Origin of the sequence: Aquimarina sp. TRL1 (assembly GCF_013365535.1) — a bacterium.
Taxonomy (GTDB): Bacteria; Bacteroidota; Bacteroidia; order Flavobacteriales; family Flavobacteriaceae; genus Aquimarina; species Aquimarina hainanensis.
The window spans coordinates 4897517-4918593 of record NZ_CP053590.1 but is presented as its reverse complement, the minus strand read 5'-3'; the positions used below and the strand labels follow the sequence as shown (position 1 = coordinate 4918593).

Here is a 21077-nt window from a genome sequence, read left to right as displayed (position 1 = left end):
AAAAATGGTTATTTTATTAATCATATTGAGCATCAAACTCTGTTTTCCATTTGCCCTGGACCTTTAAGACTTGCTCTATAACGTCTCTGACACAACCTTTTCCTCCTTTTTTATTAGATACATATTTAGAAACTTCTTTAATTTCTGCAACAGCATCTTGTGGGCAGGTAGGAAGTCCTACTAACTCCATTACAGGCAGATCAGGAATATCATCTCCCATATACAGAACATTTTCTGATTTGATATTATAAATATCCAGATATTCATCTAATTGTTCTACTTTGTGATGAGCACCGAGATAAATATCAGTTATTCCCAACCCTCTTAGTCGTTTACGAACCCCTTCATTTGTTCCTCCAGAGATAATGCATACATTATACCCCTGTTGAACTGCTGTTTTTAGGGCATAACCATCTTTAATATTCATTGTTCTAAGTAGTTGTCCGTCAGTGTGTATTACTACAGTACCATCTGTTAATACACCATCCACATCAAAAATAAAAGTTGTGATATGGTTTAAATACTCTTTATAACTCTTTTCCATATTTTGTTTGTATCGCTTTTGTAAAAGTTGAATAAAATTCTTTTTGAGAAGCAACTGATAATGTACTCAGGTGTTTCTCTATTGTTTTTGTATCGTTTCGTAATGCAGGCCCTGTTTGTGCTTTATCGGGGGGCATTTCTTTTATTTTTAGAGCTGTTTCCTCGATTAGTCCATGTAGAATTTCAAAAGGAATATGATGCTCCTGACAAATATCATGGCCTATGGAAAATAAGTGATTAGTAAAATTATTTACAAATACAGCTGCCACATGAATAATACTTCGTTTATGAGAAGAAATGGGATATACCTTCTTAGATAAAAAACCGGCTAAAGAGCTTAATAATTTCTGATCCACTGGATTGTCAGATTCAATACAAAAAGGTACTTGTTCGAAATTAATTTCTTTTCCATGACTAAAAGTTTGTAATGCGTAAAAAACACCTCTGTTATTTTTTGGATCTATAACATCGATGGATTTCCCCCCTGAAACATGGACAACCAATCTATTGGTAAAAGGGAGTTGTTCCGATACCGGTTGTATAGAATCATCGCTAATTGCTAGGATATAAACGTCTGCATTCTTTAATTGGGAGAGATCGGTAGTGATGTCCTCTTGTGTCTGAGCATCATCGAGTAATATTCCTTTTCTGTTATAGCACTGTCTGATAGTAACTTCTGGAATGACTTTAAAAGCCGTATACAGATGTTTTGCTACTTTTCCTGATCCTAAAATAATGACATTTATCATGAGGCTAAAATAATGAAGATGTTTCAAATATTATCAAGGGAAGATGACTTCTGTTAAAACAATTAAAACTGTATGGTTTAATTCGATAAATCCTCTTAAATGTCCTAAATTTGCACAGTTTTAAAAAAGAGATATTATGCAAGATAAGTTGGTGAGTATTTTATTCTCCACAAGATTAATGGCGGTTTTATTTATTGTATTTGCAGTTTCTATGGGGGTTGGAACACTTCTGGAAGATGCACATGGGACAACAGCAGCGAGAATTTGGATATATAATACCTGGTGGTTTGAAGCAATTATGGTATTTTTTTGTATCAATTTTTGTGGGAATATAGTTCGATATAAACTGTATAGAAAAGATAAATGGGCAACCTTGATTTTGCATTTATCTTTTATCCTGATTCTTGTTGGAGCTTTTGTTACACGATATATTAGTTATGAAGGTGTAATGCCGATACGAGAAGGAGAGACTACAGCTACTTTTTTATCCGAAAAAACGTATCTGACAGCATTTTTGGATGGAGAGATTAATGGAGAACCCAGACGTAGAGTGATCTCTGATGATATGGAATTTGCAGCAGCTACCGACAATCATTTCGTAATTCATACAGATTATAATAAACAGCCAGTAACCATCACTTATAAGGATTATATACAAGGTGCTGAAATGGGATTGGTCGCATCAGAAGATGGAGAAAATTTTCTGAAACTGGTAGAAGCTGGAGGAGGAGAACGACACGATCATTTCTTAAAGGAAGGAGAAGTAGCAAATATTCATAATATTCTAATCGCTTTTAATAAACCAACTAAAGGAGCAATTAATATTAGTTATGGAAAAGGAGAGTATTATATAGAGTCTCCTTTTGATGGTACTTATATGCGAATGGCTGATCAGTTTAAAGGAGAGGTTATAAAAGATAGTGTACAACCGTTAATGCTTAGATCATTGTATCAAACAGCAGGAATGCAATTTGTGATTCCTGAACCGGTTCAAAAAGGAAAATATGACGTTGTACCTATAGAAGAAAAAGCAAAAGGGCAACAAGATGCATTGATATTAGATGTTTCTTCTAATGGAGAAACAAAAGAAGTAAAGCTGTTAGGAGGAAAGGGGTTTGCTAACAATATGAAGAAATATCAAATAGGAGGGTTGGATATGTATTTTAGTTATGGGTCGAAAGAAATGAAACTTCCGTTTTCTCTAAAACTTAATGACTTTATAGCCGAAAAATTCCCGGGAACAGAAAAGGCCTATAAAGCATTTAGAAGTAAAGTGGAAATTGTAGAGGAAAACTCTTCCGAGCCTTATGAGATCTATATGAATCACGTATTAGATCATAGAGGGTATCGTTTTTTTCAATCATCATTTGACGCAGATGAAAAAGGAACTATTCTATCGGTTAATCACGATTTTTGGGGAACCTGGATTACCTACATAGGATATATTTTATTGTATGTAGCATTGACATTAATTTTATTTGTAAAAGGATCAAGATTTAAAGAAATAGAAAGAAAACTTGACAAAATAAAGAAAAAGAAAAGCCAGCTATCTCTGATTGTGGTACTGCTCTCATGTAGTTTCTCTTTTGCACAACAAGGAGGGCAACATGAAGGGCATGGACAAGTGGCTCCTACTAAAAAACAATTAGATTCTGTCATATTAGCAAATGCCGTAAGTAAGGAACATGCAGCAAAATTCGGAAGTGTTGTAATCCAGGATGAAAGAGGGCGAATGAAGCCTGTAAATACATTTTCTTCAGAGTTATTGAGAAAATTAAGCAAGAAAGATACTTATGAAGGACTAACAGCAGATCAGGTTTTTGTCTCTATGATCGAAAACCCTTTTATATGGTACAGTGTTCCTATTATTGAGATTCAAAGAGAAAATGATAGTATTCGAAAAATATTAGGCGTTCCTAAAAGTGAAAGAAGAATTTCCTTAATCGACCTTGTAGAGCCTGATGGAACCTATAAACTTACTCCCTATTTAGAAAAAGCAAGTAGTACCACAACTCCGAGTAGTTTTGAAAAAGATTTTCTGAAAACACATGAAAAATTTTATTTGCTTAATCAGGCATTAGGAGGGGGAATTCTGCGCGTTTTCCCGGTACCGAATGACGATAATAATAAATGGGTTTCTGTTCCGCAGTTAAATGAAGTAAAATTTACAGGAATGGATTCTGTGTACACAAGACAAATTATCCCTATTTATAGGCAATCCCTGCTGGAAGCAAGAAAAACTGGAGATTATAGTAAACCAGATAAGTATGTAGAGAGTATTAAGAGTTTCCAGAAGAAATTTGGAAGCGAAGTATTACCATCTGACCGAAAAATAAAAGCAGAAATAGCATTAAATAAATATGATATATTTAGAACACTATATCGGTATTACCTTATATTGGGTGTTTTATTAATGGTAGTGGTGATTGCCAGAATTTTTAGAGATTCCAAAATAATAAAAGGATTGATATATGGAATAATTGGTATTATCATTATTACTTTTATTATGCATACTGCTGGGTTGATTATCAGGTGGTATGTTTCCGGGCATGCTCCCTGGAGTGATGCATATGAATCGATGATTTATGTAGCATGGATTACTTTAGGAATGGGATTAGCACTCGGAAGAAAAAGTGATTTGACAATTGCGGCTACAACTTTTGTGGCAGCAATTATATTGTTTTTTGCTCATGAAAACTGGACAGATCCTGCTATTGCTAATTTACAGCCAGTATTAGATTCGTATTGGGTATTGATTCATGTATCTATTATTGTAGGAAGTTATGGTCCTTTCTTTGTAGGATGTATATTGGGAGTTATCGCTCTTATTTTAATGATTATGACTACCGGGTCAAATAAGAAAAAAATGGATCTAGCCATTAAAGAATTAACCATTATTAATGAAATGGCATTGACAATTGGTCTGGTCATGCTTACTATAGGAAATTTCCTTGGAGGAATGTGGGCAAATGAAAGCTGGGGGAGATACTGGGGATGGGACCCGAAAGAAACCTGGGCATTAGTGAGTATTATGGTATATGCTTTTGTGATTCATATGAGATTAGTTCCTGGTCTGAGAGGAAAATGGCTCTATAATTTTATTTCAGTGATCGCAGTATATAGTATTCTGATGACATATTTTGGAGTGAATTTCTATCTCAAAGGATTGCATTCATATGCTAGTGGAGATAAGGTAATCACCCCAAATTCGGTGTACTATTCCATTATGTTTGCAATCGTATTAGGAGGAGTCTCTTATTGGAAATATAAGAAACATTATAAAAAATCATAAGGAGGAGAGAGGAGATAATCCTCTCTTTTTTTTAACCAATTGGAATTTTCTTTCCCAAGTACTTTGGTTGTTTTCCAATAAGTAAGTCAATGATCATTTTTACTCGAGCGAAACGCTCCCGAATCTGAGTTTTCAAACCATAATGAATGTTGACATCTCTAGCATTAAAACCAATAGCGTTGATTCCTTTATTTTCAGCAATAAATATTGCCCTTTCGTTATGGAATTTTTGTGATATGATGGTAAACTTTTGAAGGGTAAAAATTTCTTTTGCTCTGATAATAGAGTCTAATGTTCTGAAACCAGCGTAATCTAGGTAAATACGAGAAGCAGGAATGCCTTTTGTAATTAAATCATTTTTCATGGTGGTAGGCTCATCATATGTATTCGTTCCATTATCCCCACTTATAAGAATGTAATCAATTTTTTTTGCTTTATAAAGAGCTACCGTTGCATTGATTCTGTAAGTATAATAAAGATTAACTCTGCCGTTTTGTAGAAATTTAGTTGTACCTAACAATAGACCTACTTTATTTTTAGGAATGCTAGTAATCGTGTCATATGTTTTTTCTGCAGTTTTATCAATTACTATTTTATTGGCTTTGTATAAGCTTATAATCGAAAAAATCGAGATAATAATTAGAATGAATAATAGTTTTTTTCTTTTTTTCATAGAAGTGCATAAGTATATGGGGAGGGGATTTGTTTTTCCAAAGAAAAGAAATAATATTTTAACCCCCCATTTATATATATACTAATACAAATAGGGGGTAAAAGCTTCATATTTTTTAATTACGCAGGAATCATCGGTTAATGTATATATAACCTTTTAATGTTTTGACTACTCCAGGTTCTGGGATATAGCTTATTACATAATAATAAGTTCCCACTGGAAGCATGTCTTTTTCTTTAAAGGTCGCTCTAGAACTAGAAATTCCTGTAAAGAACGTATCGTTTTTTCCGTAGTTTTTAGCAGTATATACAACAACTCCCCATCGGTTATATATTTCTACAGTATTTTCAAATTTTTCGATCCCTCTAATCGTAAAAACATCATTATCTCCATCTCCATTGGGAGTCATTCCTGTAAAAACTTCAATTCCATCTTCTGCATCTGGAATTGTACCATTAGGTTCCAAATAGTCAGGAACTCCATCTCCGTCTGTATCCTGAGCATCTGTGGGGATTCCGTCTCCGTTAGGGTCAGGGTTTTCATCGATAGTTAACAGACCATCATTGTCATCATCTATATCCTGAAAATCAGGAGTTCCATCTCCATCTGTATCTTGTATGGTATATGAAGTTTCGCCTCCATTAGGGTTATTTTGAACACTATCAGAGATTCCGTCTGTTCCCCAGGGACCTTCGATTCGACCATCTCCATCTGTATCTGTACCTCCATGTCCTGCTTCTATATAATCATAAACCCCATCTCCGTCTGCATCTAAATCGAGACTATCAATAATACCATCATTATCAGTATCCAGAAATGGATCACCATTTTGTTCATCTAGATCTGTAATTCCATCGTTGTCATCATCTAAATCTTCTGTATTAGGAAGTCCATCTCCATCAGAATCAAGATAGCTGATCGTTGGGTCTTCAGGGTCATTATCGTTATCCGTATCCGTATCTGTAGGGTCTTCAGGATCATCAGAGTCTTCAGAAATAAATGTGGTCCCGTTTGGTAAAGACGCTTCAACGGTGGCAATATTACTTACGAGTTCTTCATTGATATCTTTTTGTGTTATGATATATTCCCCTGTAAAGGAATGAGACATTCCTGGAGCCAGATTATCTAATGTATTCCCTCCTATAAAGGAAAGGATAGGGTCATCAATAATCAGATTATTAAGTGTAACATTTCCCGTATTAGTTACCGTAATTGTATACACGAGAATATCTCCAATGGAACGATACATTTTTTGATTTACAGTTTTCACAATATCAATTGTTCCGAATTGAGGAGTATGGGTTGTTGTTATATCATCAGGATCCCCATTACCATCAATATCAACATCAGTATCATCTTCTGGGTTATCAGAAAGGTCCGTAACAGTACTGCCATCTGGAGCTATAGCGTCCACAGAAGCTGAATTATGGACACTTCCGGCGTCTAAGTCATTTTGGATAATGGTATGAGAAGCAATTACAGATACAGTCTCTCCAGGAGCTAATGTTGCAATAGCAGAGGGCTGAATACTTCCGATATCAGCATTATCATCAGTGATTACAACATCCGTGAGTGTAACATTTCCTGTATTAGTTATAGTTAATGAATATGTAATAACTTCACCAACTTCATCCCATAATCCATCAGGAGCAGGGTCCGAGACCTTTAATAAACGAATACTTGGTTCTTGAATAAGTGTCGTAATTGTTGGATCATCAGGTGTCGTTGTATCAGGATTATCGGAGTCATCAGTCGCTATATTACCACAAATGTCTGTTCCTGATACCTGAGCTACGTTACTAACAAAACCATTATCTAAATCGTCTTGTGTAATAAAATGACTGGCAGTGATAGTATGGCTGTCATTAGCATTGATAGCGGCTATTGAAGAAGTACTTAGAACATCTGCATTATTATCTGTTATGGTAATGTTTTGCATCAATACTTCTTTAGGGTTCTCTATGGTGATTTCATACATAATCGCCTCTCCCAGGGTATCATAAGCCCCATCAGTAGCAGGAAGTGTTCTTTTCGTAATAACTAATTCAGGAACAGGGGAGATAATTACTTTAAATACATATGGGGCTCCCACGCAGTTGTCAGGTGATGTAGGCGTGATTGTATAAATCACTTCCTGTTCCAAATCAGTTGTATTAGAAAGTGAATCAGTAATTGAAGAAGAAGTCGAAACGGTCGTAGTTTCTCCACTAACATTAGGGTTATCAGTTGCTACCCAGCTAAAAGTAGTTCCCGGAACATTCGTATCCAACGTAAGATCATGATTTATAGCTGCATCACTACAAATAGTTTCTATAGGAGCAATTGCTACAAATGGTTTAGGGTCAATTGTAACAGTAAAAATGTAATCGTCTCCTTGGCAGCCATCTGGGCTAAAAGGAGTAATAGTGTAGGTTACGGTTTGTACATCTCCACTGATATTGATGAGTTGGTCAGCGATTATTGGAGTTGTTGAGGGAGTTATTGTTTCTCCTGTAATATTTGGGTTATCATTGGCAATCCAGTTGAAAGTACTTCCTGGGATGTTCGTGTCAAGCTCCAGATTATGGTTAAGAATCGTGTCACTACAAATAAGCTGTAAAGGAGAAGTAGCGATATGTGGTTCCGGTTGTACGGTTACTGTTACCGTATAGGCATCGGCAGTACATCCGTTACTTCCACTAGGGGTTACCGTATAGGTTACTGTCTGATCTGTTCCACTGGTATTGGTCAGTACATCATTAATGGTTGTCGTTGTTTGCAGGGAAGTTGATTCTCCAGTTACATTGGTATTATCCGCTGCAATCCATGTAAAGGTTGTTCCTGTTTCAGTCACATCAAGAGTCAGGTCTCTGCTAAGTGCGACATCACTACAGCTGGTGTTAGTTAGATCTGTTGCATCCAGTGTTGGTTCCGGTTGTACAGTTACTGTTACTGTATAGGCATCGGCAGTACATCCGTTACTTCCACTGGGAGTTACCGTATAGGTTACTGTCTGATCTGTTCCACTGGTATTGGTCAGTACATCATTAATGGTTGTCGTTGTTTGCAGGGAAGTTGATTCTCCTGTTACATTGGCATTATCTGCTGCAATCCATGTAAAAGTTGTTCCTGTTTCAGTCACATCAAGAGTCAGGTCTCTGCTAAGTGCTACATCACTACAGCTGGTGTTAGTTAGATCTGTTGCATCCAGTGTTGGTTCCGGTTGTACGGTTACTGTTACGGTATAGGCATCGGCAGTACATCCGTTACTTCCACTGGGAGTTACCGTATAGGTTACTGTCTGATCTGTTCCACTGGTATTGGTCAGTACATCATTAATGGTTGTCGTTGTTTGCAGGGAAGTTGATTCTCCTGTTACATTGGCATTATCCGCTGCAATCCATGTAAAGGTTGTTCCTGTTTCAGTCACATCAAGAGTCAGGTCTCTGCTGAGTGCTACATCACTACAGCTGGTGTTAGTTAGATCTGTTGCATCCAGTGTTGGTTCCGGTTGTACGGTTACTGTTACTGTATAGGCATCGGCAGTACATCCGTTACTTCCACTGGGAGTTACCGTATAGGTTACTGTCTGATCTGTTCCACTGGTATTGGTCAGTACATCATTAATGGTTGTCGTTGTTTGCAGGGAAGTTGATTCTCCTGTTACATTGGCATTATCCGCTGCAATCCATGTAAAAGTTGTTCCTGTTTCAGTCACATCAAGAGTCAGGTCTCTGCTAAGTGCGACATCACTACAGCTGGTGTTAGTTAGATCTGTTGCATCCAGAGTTGGTTCCGGTTGTACGGTTACTGTTACCGTATAGGCATCGGCAGTACATCCGTTACTTCCACTAGGGGTTACCGTATAGGTTACCGTCTGATCTGTTCCACTGGTATTGGTCAGTACATCATTAATGGTTGTCGTTGTTTGCAGGGAAGTTGATTCTCCAGTTACATTGGTATTATCCGCTGCAATCCATGTAAAAGTTGTTCCTGTTTCAGTCACATCAAGAGTCAGGTCTCTGCTAAGTGCTACATCACTACAGCTGGTGTTAGTTAGATCTGTTGCATCCAGTGTTGGTTCCGGTTGTACAGTTACTGTTACCGTATAGGCATCGGCAGTACATCCGTTACTTCCACTGGGAGTTACCGTATAGGTTACTGTCTGATCTGTTCCACTGGTATTGGTCAGTACATCATTAATGGTTGTCGTTGTTTGCAGGGAAGTTGATTCTCCTGTTACATTGGCATTATCCGCTGCAATCCATGTAAAAGTTGTTCCTGTTTCAGTCACATCAAGAGTCAGGTCTCTGCTGAGTGCTACATCACTACAGCTGGTGTTAGTTAGATCTGTTGCATCCAGTGTTGGTTCCGGTTGTACGGTTACTGTTACTGTATAGGCATCGGCAGTACATCCGTTACTTCCACTGGGAGTTACTGTATAGGTTACTGTCTGATCTGTTCCACTGGTATTGGTCAGTACATCATTAATGGTTGTCGTTGTTTGCAGGGAAGTTGATTCTCCTGTTACATTGGCATTATCCGCTGCAATCCATGTAAAGGTTGTTCCTGTTTCAGTCACATCAAGAGTCAGGTCTCTGCTGAGTGCTACATCACTACAGCTGGTGTTAGTTAGATCTGTTGCATCCAGTGTTGGTTCCGGTTGTACGGTTACTGTTACCGTATAGGCATCGGCAGTACATCCGTTACTTCCACTGGGAGTTACCGTATAGGTTACCGTCTGATCTGTTCCACTGGTATTGGTCAGTACATCATTAATGGTTGTCGTTGTTTGCAGGGAAGTTGATTCTCCTGTTACATTGGCATTATCCGCTGCAATCCATGTAAAAGTTGTTCCTGTTTCAGTCACATCAAGAGTCAGGTCTCTGCTGAGTGCTACATCACTACAGCTGGTGTTAGTTAGATCTGTTGCATCCAGTGTTGGTTCCGGTTGTACAGTTACTGTTACTGTATAGGCATCGGCAGTACATCCGTTACTTCCACTAGGAGTTACCGTATAGGTTACTGTCTGATCTGTTCCACTGGTATTGGTCAGTACATCGTTAATGGTTGTCGTTGTTTGCAGGGAAGTTGATTCTCCTGTTACATTGGCATTATCCGCTGCAATCCATGTAAAAGTTGTTCCTGTTTCAGTCACATCAAGAGTCAGGTCTCTGCTAAGTGCTACATCACTACAGCTGGTGTTAGTTAGATCTGTTGCATCCAGTGTTGGTTCCGGTTGTACGGTTACTGTTACGGTATAGGCATCGGCAGTACATCCGTTACTTCCACTAGGGGTTACCGTATAGGTTACTGTCTGATCTGTTCCACTGGTATTGGTCAGTACATCATTAATGGTTGTCGTTGTTTGCAGGGAAGTTGATTCTCCTGTTACATTGGCATTATCCGCTGCAATCCATGTAAAAGTTGTTCCTGTTTCAGTCACATCAAGAGTCAGGTCTCTGCTAAGTGCTACATCACTACAGCTGGTGTTAGTTAGATCTGTTGCATCCAGTGTTGGTTCCGGTTGTACGGTTACTGTTACCGTATAGGCATCGGCAGTACATCCGTTACTTCCACTAGGGGTTACCGTATAGGTTACCGTCTGATCTGTTCCACTGGTATTGGTCAGTACATCGTTAATGGTTGTCGTTGTTTGCAGGGAAGTTGATTCTCCTGTTACATTGGCATTATCCGCTGCAATCCATGTAAAAGTTGTTCCTGTTTCAGTCACATCAAGAGTCAGGTCTCTGCTGAGTGCTACATCACTACAGCTGGTGTTAGTTAGATCTGTTGCATCCAGAGTTGGTTCCGGTTGTACGGTTACTGTTACTGTATAGGCATCGGCAGTACATCCGTTACTTCCACTAGGGGTTACCGTATAGGTTACCGTCTGATCTGTTCCACTGGTATTGGTCAGTACATCATTAATGGTTGTCGTTGTTTGCAGGGAAGTTGATTCTCCTGTTACATTGGCATTATCCGCTGCAATCCATGTAAAAGTTGTTCCTGTTTCAGTCACATCAAGAGTCAGGTCTCTGCTAAGTGCTACATCACTACAGCTGGTGTTAGTTAGATCTGTTGCATCCAGAGTTGGTTCCGGTTGTACGGTTACTGTTACTGTATAGGCATCGGCAGCACATCCGTTACTTCCACTGGGAGTTACCGTATAGGTTACTGTCTGATCTGTTCCACTGGTATTGGTCAGTACATCGTTAATGGTTGTCGTTGTTTGCAGGGAAGTTGATTCTCCTGTTACATTGGCATTATCCGCTGCAATCCATGTAAAAGTTGTTCCTGTTTCAGTCACATCAAGAGTCAGGTCTCTGCTAAGTGCTACATCACTACAGCTGGTGTTAGTTAGATCTGTTGCATCCAGTGTTGGTTCCGGTTGTACGGTTACTGTTACGGTATAGGCATCGGCAGTACATCCGTTACTTCCACTAGGGGTTACCGTATAGGTTACTGTCTGATCTGTTCCACTGGTATTGGTCAGTACATCATTAATGGTTGTCGTTGTTTGCAGGGAAGTTGATTCTCCTGTTACATTGGTATTATCCGCTGCAATCCATGTAAAGGTTGTTCCTGTTTCAGTCACATCAAGAGTCAGGTCTCTGCTAAGTGCTACATCACTACAGCTGGTGTTAGTTAGATCTGTTGCATCCAGTGTTGGTTCCGGTTGTACGGTTACTGTTACTGTATAGGCATCGGCAGTACATCCGTTACTTCCACTGGGAGTTACCGTATAGGTTACCGTCTGATCTGTTCCACTGGTATTGGTCAGTACATCATTAATGGTTGTCGTTGTTTGCAGGGAAGTTGATTCTCCTGTTACATTGGCATTATCCGCTGCAATCCATGTAAAGGTTGTTCCTGTTTCAGTCACATCAAGAGTCAGGTCTCTGCTAAGTGCTACATCACTACAGCTGGTGTTAGTTAGATCTGTTGCATCCAGAGTTGGTTCCGGTTGTACGGTTACTGTTACTGTATAGGCATCGGCAGTACATCCGTTACTTCCACTAGGGGTTACCGTATAGGTTACTGTCTGATCTGTTCCACTGGTATTGGTCAGTACATCATTAATGGTTGTCGTTGTTTGCAGGGAAGTTGATTCTCCTGTTACATTGGCATTATCCGCTGCAATCCATGTAAAGGTTGTTCCTGTTTCAGTCACATCAAGAGTCAGGTCTCTGCTAAGTGCTACATCACTACAGCTGGTGTTAGTTAGATCTGTTGCATCCAGTGTTGGTTTCGGTTGTACGGTTACTGTTACCGTATAGGCATCGGCAGTACATCCGTTACTTCCACTAGGGGTTACCGTATAGGTTACTGTCTGATCTGTTCCACTGGTATTGGTCAGTACATCATTAATGGTTGTCGTTGTTTGCAGGGAAGTTGATTCTCCTGTTACATTGGTATTATCCGCTGCAATCCATGTAAAAGTTGTTCCTGTTTCAGTCACATCAAGAGTCAGGTCTCTGCTAAGTGCTACATCACTACAGCTGGTGTTAGTTAGATCTGTTGCATCCAGTGTTGGTTCCGGTTGTACGGTTACTGTTACTGTATAGGCATCGGCAGTACATCCGTTACTTCCACTGGGAGTTACCGTATAGGTTACCGTCTGATCTGTTCCACTGGTATTGGTCAGTACATCATTAATGGTTGTCGTTGTTTGCAGGGAAGTTGATTCTCCTGTTACATTGGCATTATCCGCTGCAATCCATGTAAAGGTTGTTCCTGTTTCAGTCACATCAAGAGTCAGGTCTCTGCTAAGTGCTACATCACTACAGCTGGTGTTAGTTAGATCTGTTGCATCCAGTGTTGGTTCCGGTTGTACGGTTACTGTTACCGTATAGGCATCGGCAGTACATCCGTTACTTCCACTAGGGGTTACCGTATAGGTTACTGTCTGATCTGTTCCACTGGTATTGGTCAGTACATCATTAATGGTTGCCGTTGTTTGCAGGGAAGTTGATTCTCCTGTTACATTGGCATTATCCGCTGCAATCCATGTAAAAGTTGTTCCTGTTTCAGTCACATCAAGAGTCAGGTCTCTGCTGAGTGCTACATCACTACAGCTGGTGTTAGTTAGATCTGTTGCATCCAGAGTTGGTTCCGGTTGTACGGTTACTGTTACCGTATAGGCATCGGCAGTACATCCGTTACTTCCACTAGGGGTTACCGTATAGGTTACCGTCTGATCTGTTCCACTGGTATTGGTCAGTACATCATTAATGGTTGCCGTTGTTTGCAGGGAAGTTGATTCTCCTGTTACATTGGCATTATCCGCTGCAATCCATGTAAAAGTTGTTCCTGTTTCAGTCACATCAAGAGTCAGGTCTCTGCTGAGTGCTACATCACTACAGCTGGTGTTAGTTAGATCTGTTGCATCCAGAGTTGGTTCCGGTTGTACGGTTACTGTTACTGTATAGGCATCGGCAGTACATCCGTTACTTCCACTGGGAGTTACCGTATAGGTTACTGTCTGATCTGTTCCACTGGTATTGGTCAGTACATCATTAATGGTTGCCGTTGTTTGCAGGGAAGTTGATTCTCCTGTTACATTGGCATTATCCGCTGCAATCCATGTAAAAGTTGTTCCTGTTTCAGTCACATCAAGAGTCAGGTCTCTGCTGAGTGCTACATCACTACAGCTGGTGTTAGTTAGATCTGTTGCATCCAGAGTTGGTTCCGGTTGTACGGTTACTGTTACCGTATAGGCATCGGCAGTACATCCGTTACTTCCACTAGGGGTTACCGTATAGGTTACTGTCTGATCTGTTCCACTGGTATTGGTCAGTACATCGTTAATGGTTGTCGTTGTTTGCAGGGAAGTTGATTCTCCTGTTACATTGGCATTATCCGCTGCAATCCATGTAAAAGTTGTTCCTGTTTCAGTCACATCAAGAGTCAGGTCTCTGCTGAGTGCTACATCACTACAGCTGGTGTTAGTTAGATCTGTTGCATCCAGAGTTGGTTCCGGTTGTACGGTTACTGTTACCGTATAGGCATCGGCAGTACATCCGTTACTTCCACTGGGAGTTACCGTATAGGTTACTGTCTGATCTGTTCCACTGGTATTGGTCAGTACATCATTAATGGTTGTCGTTGTTTGCAGGGAAGTTGATTCTCCTGTTACATTGGCATTATCCGCTGCAATCCATGTAAAGGTTGTTCCTGTTTCAGTCACATCAAGAGTCAGGTCTCTGCTGAGTGCTACATCACTACAGCTGGTGTTAGTTAGATCTGTTGCATCCAGAGTTGGTTCCGGTTGTACGGTTACTGTTACTGTATAGGCATCGGCAGTACATCCGTTACTTCCACTAGGGGTTACCGTATAGGTTACCGTCTGATCTGTTCCACTGGTATTGGTCAGTACATCATTAATGGTTGTCGTTGTTTGCAGGGAAGTTGATTCTCCTGTTACATTGGCATTATCCGCTGCAATCCATGTAAAAGTTGTTCCTGTTTCAGTCACATCAAGAGTCAGGTCTCTGCTAAGTGCTACATCACTACAGCTGGTGTTAGTTAGATCTGTTGCATCCAGAGTTGGTTCCGGTTGTACGGTTACTGTTACTGTATAGGCATCGGCAGCACATCCGTTACTTCCACTGGGAGTTACCGTATAGGTTACTGTCTGATCTGTTCCACTGGTATTGGTCAGTACATCGTTAATGGTTGTCGTTGTTTGCAGGGAAGTTGATTCTCCTGTTACATTGGCATTATCCGCTGCAATCCATGTAAAAGTTGTTCCTGTTTCAGTCACATCAAGAGTCAGGTCTCTGCTAAGTGCTACATCACTACAGCTGGTGTTAGTTAGATCTGTTGCATCCAGTGTTGGTTCCGGTTGTACGGTTACTGTTACTGTATAGGCATCGGCAGTACATCCGTTACTTCCACTGGGAGTTACCGTATAGGTTACTGTCTGATCTGTTCCACTGGTATTGGTCAGTACATCGTTAATGGTTGTCGTTGTTTGCAGGGAAGTTGATTCTCCTGTTACATTGGCATTATCCGCTGCAATCCATGTAAAGGTTGTTCCTGTTTCAGTCACATCAAGAGTCAGGTCTCTGCTGAGTGCTACATCACTACAGCTGGTGTTAGTTAGATCTGTTGCATCCAGAGTTGGTTCCGGTTGTACGGTTACTGTTACTGTATAGGCATCGGCAGCACATCCGTTACTTCCACTGGGAGTTACCGTATAGGTTACCGTCTGATCTGTTCCACTGGTATTGGTCAGTACATCATTAATGGTTGTCGTTGTTTGCAGGGAAGTTGATTCTCCTGTTACATTGGCATTATCCGCTGCAATCCATGTAAAAGTTGTTCCTGTTTCAGTCACATCAAGAGTCAGGTCTCTGCTGAGTGCTACATCACTACAGCTGGTGTTAGTTAGATCTGTTGCATCCAGGGTCGGTTTAGGTTTGACTTCTAAAGATGCTTCAGAGCTAGTTAAGCTACTACACGAATTTTTAGTACTCGTAATGATACAACGATATTTGTTAGTAGAAGAGCTTAATGGAGGGCTTGTAAGGGTTAACGTAGCAGTTGTTGTATTACTATATATTCCGGTATCAGTTAAGTCATTCCAACTTCCTGATCCGCTTACTTGTTCTTGCCATAGGTATACTAAGCCTGAAGTAGTAGAGGTACTTCCACTATAATCAGGAGTTGTACTTGGAGCTGTTCCGGTATAGGACGTAGTGCTTAGAGAAGAGGCTATTATTGTGAATGTAGCATTATTATCTAAGCAGATACTTGAATTTTCAGGTTGTGTGTCTATTTGTATTTTGGTCGCTTCAGTTTCATTACCGGTGGCTTCCTGACCTTGATCATTTCCTACGTCTGCAGCCCCTGATGAGTTAACTAAATTGGGAACTCCATCACCATCGATTCCTCCTTGCGCGGTAATATTAATTCGTCCATTCGTATCTAATTGGCTAGAGGTAACATTTTCGCTAGCTTCTAAGGTATCATAGCATCCATCATTATCAGAGTCTAGATCCAGATAGTTAGGAATACCATCTCCATCGGTATCATCACAAGTGAAGGAGAAGTCAACAATGAATCCATTGTCTTCCCATCCAAAGGTAAATGTTCCGGAACCGGTTAGCTCAATTTCCTTAATTCTAAATTGGGATACGTCTAATTTTCCAAATTTATTATTTTGACCTCCTCCGCCATTAGGGTAATTTGTACGAAGTCCAGTACCACTAACAATAAAATCAGTTTCAGCATCGCCGAGCCCGAAACCATCTTTATCTTTAAAACCAGACCATCCATTAGTATTATTATATTGTAAAGTACTTCCATCTTCAAGAGTTAATGTCAATCCGGTAATTGTTTCGGAACCTTCCCAATCTGAAAATGTAAAAACAAATCCCTGGAGCGATACCGGGTTTGACGTTCCTGAATCAAAAAAGCGAATAGTTTGACTTCCTGAATTAGTCATTTGATGTACCCCGTCTAGAAGAAGATATCCGCCGGTACCTGACATTTGTACATCAAACTGCCCTCCATTTGTGGTGTCGAATGGTCCTTGAGTCGCTGTGCTACCGATCAATACTTCTCCGTTACTGGTGTTAGAAACATTTGATAACCTGAAGCTTTGTATTTCTCCATATTCTACTTTTCCTCCACACTCATCAACGTCTAATATCCCGTCATTATCACTATCTAAATCAGCAACTCCTGTAATTCCATCTCCATCATTGTCAATAAATATAATTTCGAATGGATCATCAGTTGTCATATTCGAATCTATTTGATCCTGAGTATTAGAAACTGAATTAATAATAGTGTTTGATAAACCGGGACTATCTATTGTTGCCTGAATTGTCAATGTATATTTTTCACCAGAATTAATTGTTCCAATAGTCCAATTAGGAGCACTCCAACTACCAAAAGAAGGAGTTGCACTGATTAATGTTAAACCATCAGGGAGGTTATCGGTGACTACCAGGTTGGTAACGGGATCTATCCCTAAACTTTCAGCAGTAATAGTAAATGTAACAGTATCTCCTTCGTTGAAAGTTGCAGCATTAGCAGTTTTGGTTAACACAATATCAGGATCACAACTATATACTGAAATAGGGTCAGAATCAAATGTACAGGATCCTTGGGTTACGCGTACAAATAGCTCAGCAAATACAACAGTAGGAGGAGGAGTGTAGGTAGCGGAGGTAGCTCCAGCGATGGCTACTCCATCCATGAACCACTGATAAGCGTCGAAAGCTCCTGAGGTTTCTTGAACTGTTCCTCCAGGGAGGCACCCACCACCAGTTACTTGTAGATCAACAACAGGAGCAGTGTCAAATCCGGAAAAATAACCTGCGATTCCTGCTGAGGAATTAGCTCCTAAAAAACCAACAGAGATAGGTCCCGTAGATTGTACGGAAACATCTCCGGTTAGTCCCGCAATGAAAAATGTTTTCCAGTCTGAAGTTCCGGCAACGGGAGTTGATGCCGGTAATGTTACAGACCCTGTCCCGTCCGTTACCGTTATATTTGCATCTGGAGTACTAGTTGAAGCGATGATGGTTACACCTCCTGTAAAGTTTAATCCAGCTACGTTTCTGATATTAGGAATATTGTCAAGTATTTTTGGCATTAAACAGTTTACTGGAGCAACAAAATTGAGCCCTCCAGTCGCTTGAGATGAAGAACCTGCCAAGGCTTGGTATGCATATGCACTTTTAGAAGTTGTTACCAGCATATTGGCTCCTGCAGAAGTGCCAGAATAATTAGAAGAAGGAATATCAAAATAATCTCCATTGTTTAGAGTGGTTATTGGTGTTGCAGAGCCATTAACAAAAACCTCTGTATTATCCTGAGTAGCTATAATAATAGGTTTTTCCATTCCGTCAACTCCATTTCCCCGTACAAATACATAATCTCTACCTACAATTTCTTCAGGAACTGGTTGATCTATTCCGGCATCTCTTGACGCAGATCCCGCTAAGACCATACATAATAACCCTCCGTTACTAATGACAATATCTTTATCAGATTCTACACTAGCACCGATCCACCCATCAAGGTTGGCAGCTGCCTGAGCCAGAATAGCTTGGAGTACATAGGATTGTCCTGAGTTTAAACTAATGGTAATACTGTCGTCAGTAATGCCATCAGGATCACCTCCTAGTCTAAATTCACAAGCAGGGTCATATCCGGAAATTGTTACCGTAGTATTGTCTTCCGTGGCCATGATACCTAATGTGGCTGATTGAGATGCTGTATTTGTGGATCGCAATGGCATCCCTCCCCATTTAAATTTCGTTCCCATGGCACTTCGTCCTTTAGAAGTTAAGGATGCGGCCTGAGCAGATTGACGCCCCCGGTAATTAACATAAAAAGATTGTCCCCCAGCAGACTCAAAACGAAGTCCAGCATTACTTAATACTACTCCTGTGTTAGCGTTAGTAACTAATGTAATATTATTATCTCCATTAGCTAGATTATACCTGATAGAATTAGTGTTAGATAAACCAGTAAGAGTTGTTAATGGAGTAGCACTATTCCCTCTGTATACAGTTACGTCAAATGCAGTTGTTTCTGGCGTAGATAAATATATAGATTGTTGTTGTATTGCATTGTTGTTGCTGTATTGTTTTAAAGGCGGTAAGTAATGTAAATCACTTAATTGTGCCTGACTCGTATAGGAAAAGAATACTAAGAAAAGGTAGAATACGTATTTTTGTTTCATTTTTGATAAAATTGTTGACAAGGGGTCTTGTAAGTGTAAGATTACAAGTTGATTAGTTGTTTTAAATGATTCATTTGGTCGATCTCCTAATTTATGACAAAAAGTAATTGTTTCCATGTGGTTAAACCATACACTTTTAGAGGTTTAACGTCTTTTTTTGATGAAAAAACAATTCTTTTTGATTGGTAGTAAGAAACGTTATGTTTTTTTTAAAAAAAGAAAAACAAACTGTTAATAAATATGTATCCTTTTTCGATTTTCGAAAAGCATATTTAAAGAGAAAGAAAGAAGCTGAAGGGTATGTAAAATATTCAGCTTTATGATGATACGTGAAAAAAGATTTTTTGAAAAGAATTGATATACGGGGTAATTGTTAAACTTCGCAAGATTTCCTTTTTCTTTTAAACTTTAATAGATAGCTTTGTTGGTAAACAAATTAGGAAAATACGATGGCATTAACAACTCAAAAAATACCCGTAACAATTATAACAGGTTTTCTCGGATCTGGGAAGACAACTTTAATTCACCAAATCGCAAAAAATGCAAATGGCAGAAGGATTGCTATAATTGTTAATGAGTTTGGAGAATTGGGAATGGATGGAGAAATATTAAAAGGAAATGATTGTGGATGTGAGGAAGAGAATATTTTAGAGCTGAGTAATGGTTGTTTATGTTGTACTGTACAAGAAGAATTTTTACCTACAATGTTACAGTTGATGGAGCGAAAAGAAGATATAGATCATATCATTATAGAAACTTCTGGGTTGGCATTGCCTAAACCCTTGTTAAAAGCATTTAACTGGCCGGATTTGAAACCACAAATTACAGTAGATGCTGTAGTGACTGTAGTTGATAGTGTAGGGCAAGCTACCGGAGAAATATGTGATAGAGCAAGAGTTCAGGCACAGCGATTAGATGATGAGAATTTAGATCATGAATCTTCTATAGAGGAGTTGTTTGAAGATCAGCTGTCCTGTGCAGACTTAATTCTGATGACCAAATCAGATTTGATAGATAAAGAAGCTTTTGAAGAAGTCAGAAGTATTATCCAGAATAGAGTAGGAGCAGGAATAAAAATCATATCAGCAGTTAAGGGAGATGTTTCTGTAGATGTGTTATTGGGTGTAGGTGCTCAGGCAGAAGACCATGTAGATGAAAAACACTCTCATCATGAGACACATCATCACCACCATCACCATGATGAGGATGGACATCATCACCATGATCATGATCATGATGAGACAATTAATTCCATTGTTATTACGATTAGCGAACCACATACGCCAGCGGCATTGATTGCAGGATTAAAACAACTTGTTACTACTTATGAAATATATAGGGTTAAAGGAATTATTAACGTGGAAGGAAAGCCAATGCGTATGATTGTACAGGGAGTAGCCAGTAGGTTTGAAAACTATTTCGATAGAAGGTGGAACGCAGAAGAAACACGTGCTACCCGTCTGGTAATTATTGGAGAGAAATTAGAGGAAAAAGTAGTATTGGAGACATTGGAATCCTATTTAAAAACAGCAGCCGTAGTATAGTCAACAATGAAAATTTACACCAGAAAAGGAGATACCGGAAAAACAGGAGTTTTTGGCGGAAAAAGAGAATTTAAAGATTCAGCTCGTATAGAGTGCAATGGAGCTATTGACGAAGCTAATTCAACGATAGGACTGTTAAGAGCTAAATTAGGGAATAGTCACGAATGGCAAACAAATTTACATCGAATTCAAAAAGATTTAATGGATATGATGTCTCATTTAGCCAGACCTTCGGATTCTAAAAAAGAAAACCCTAATCCCAAACCTGTTGACGGAGCTGATTTTTGCGAAAAATGGATGGATGAATTAGAAGATTCGATCAGCTCTCCTTCAGATTATTTTTTGTTACCAGGAGGGAATGAAATATCTGCTTTATGTCACATGTGTCGTACACAGATACGAAGAGGAGAAAGACGATTAGTAACATTGATGCATGAAGACCCTGAATCGGTAGAAGAATATGTGGTAGCCTATATCAATAGATTATCTGATTTGTTTTTTACGCTGGCACGTGCCGAAATGGATAAAGCAGGAGTCGCTGAAGAGAAATGGCAGCTATTTTTATATAAACGAAAAAAGAAAAAGAAGTAAT

Annotated in this window: 7 protein-coding genes; 3 read left to right on the top strand and 4 right to left on the bottom strand. The window is 39.4% G+C overall.

Translation table 11 applies throughout. The annotated features are described in order from the left end of the window. Positions 1–16: 16 nt before the first annotated feature. Together HN014_RS20255 and HN014_RS20250 are read right to left on the bottom strand one after the other, a co-directional pair. Positions 17–544, bottom strand: coding sequence for an HAD family hydrolase (locus tag HN014_RS20255; protein WP_176030653.1), 528 nt, complete (start codon positions 542–544; stop codon positions 17–19). Beyond that, positions 528–1292 carry a Rossmann-like and DUF2520 domain-containing protein gene (locus HN014_RS20250; RefSeq protein WP_176030652.1) on the bottom strand — a complete coding sequence of 255 codons (765 nt, stop codon included), beginning with the start codon at positions 1290–1292 and terminating at the stop codon, positions 528–530. Before HN014_RS20250 ends, HN014_RS20255 begins: the two co-directional genes overlap by 17 nt. Positions 1293–1428: 136 nt before the next feature. On the opposite strand from HN014_RS20250, the gene ccsA reads away from it, so the two are divergent. After that, positions 1429–4584 carry a cytochrome c biogenesis protein CcsA gene (gene ccsA, locus HN014_RS20245; RefSeq protein WP_176030651.1) on the top strand — a complete coding sequence of 1052 codons (3156 nt, stop codon included), beginning with the start codon at positions 1429–1431 and terminating at the stop codon, positions 4582–4584. A 31-nt stretch (positions 4585–4615) separates the two neighbouring features. On the opposite strand, the gene HN014_RS20240 is transcribed toward ccsA, so the two are convergent. Both HN014_RS20240 and HN014_RS20235 read right to left on the bottom strand, forming a co-directional pair. Further along, a complete protein-coding gene (locus HN014_RS20240) occupies positions 4616–5257 on the bottom strand; it encodes a vancomycin high temperature exclusion protein (RefSeq protein WP_176030650.1) in 642 nt (213 codons plus the stop codon). Between the two features lie 130 nt (positions 5258–5387). Next, a complete protein-coding gene (locus HN014_RS20235; protein WP_176030649.1) occupies positions 5388–19058 on the bottom strand; it encodes a PKD-like domain-containing protein in 13671 nt (4556 codons plus the stop codon). A 332-nt stretch (positions 19059–19390) separates the two neighbouring features. On the opposite strand from HN014_RS20235, the gene cobW reads away from it, so the two are divergent. Next, complete coding sequence (gene cobW / locus HN014_RS20230; RefSeq protein WP_176030648.1) at positions 19391–20485, top strand: cobalamin biosynthesis protein CobW; 1095 nt, start codon at positions 19391–19393, stop codon at positions 20483–20485. A gap of 6 nt (positions 20486–20491) precedes the next feature. After that, positions 20492–21076, top strand: coding sequence for a cob(I)yrinic acid a,c-diamide adenosyltransferase (locus tag HN014_RS20225; RefSeq protein WP_176030647.1), 585 nt, complete (start codon positions 20492–20494; stop codon positions 21074–21076). The last annotated feature ends 1 nt before the right edge of the window (position 21077 follow it).

Excerpts from the sequence above, each read along its gene's own strand:
- HN014_RS20255 (WP_176030653.1), bottom strand. The coding sequence starts at position 544 with ATGGAAAAGAGTTATAAAGAGTATTTAAACCATATCACAACTTTTATT.
- HN014_RS20250 (WP_176030652.1), bottom strand. The coding sequence starts at position 1,292 with ATGATAAATGTCATTATTTTAGGATCAGGAAAAGTAGCAAAACATCTG.
- ccsA (WP_176030651.1), top strand. The coding sequence starts at position 1,429 with ATGCAAGATAAGTTGGTGAGTATTTTATTCTCCACAAGATTAATGGCG.
- HN014_RS20240 (WP_176030650.1), bottom strand. The coding sequence starts at position 5,257 with ATGAAAAAAAGAAAAAAACTATTATTCATTCTAATTATTATCTCGATT.
- HN014_RS20235 (WP_176030649.1), bottom strand. The coding sequence starts at position 19,058 with ATGGAAACAATTACTTTTTGTCATAAATTAGGAGATCGACCAAATGAA.
- cobW (WP_176030648.1), top strand. The coding sequence starts at position 19,391 with ATGGCATTAACAACTCAAAAAATACCCGTAACAATTATAACAGGTTTT.
- HN014_RS20225 (WP_176030647.1), top strand. The coding sequence starts at position 20,492 with ATGAAAATTTACACCAGAAAAGGAGATACCGGAAAAACAGGAGTTTTT.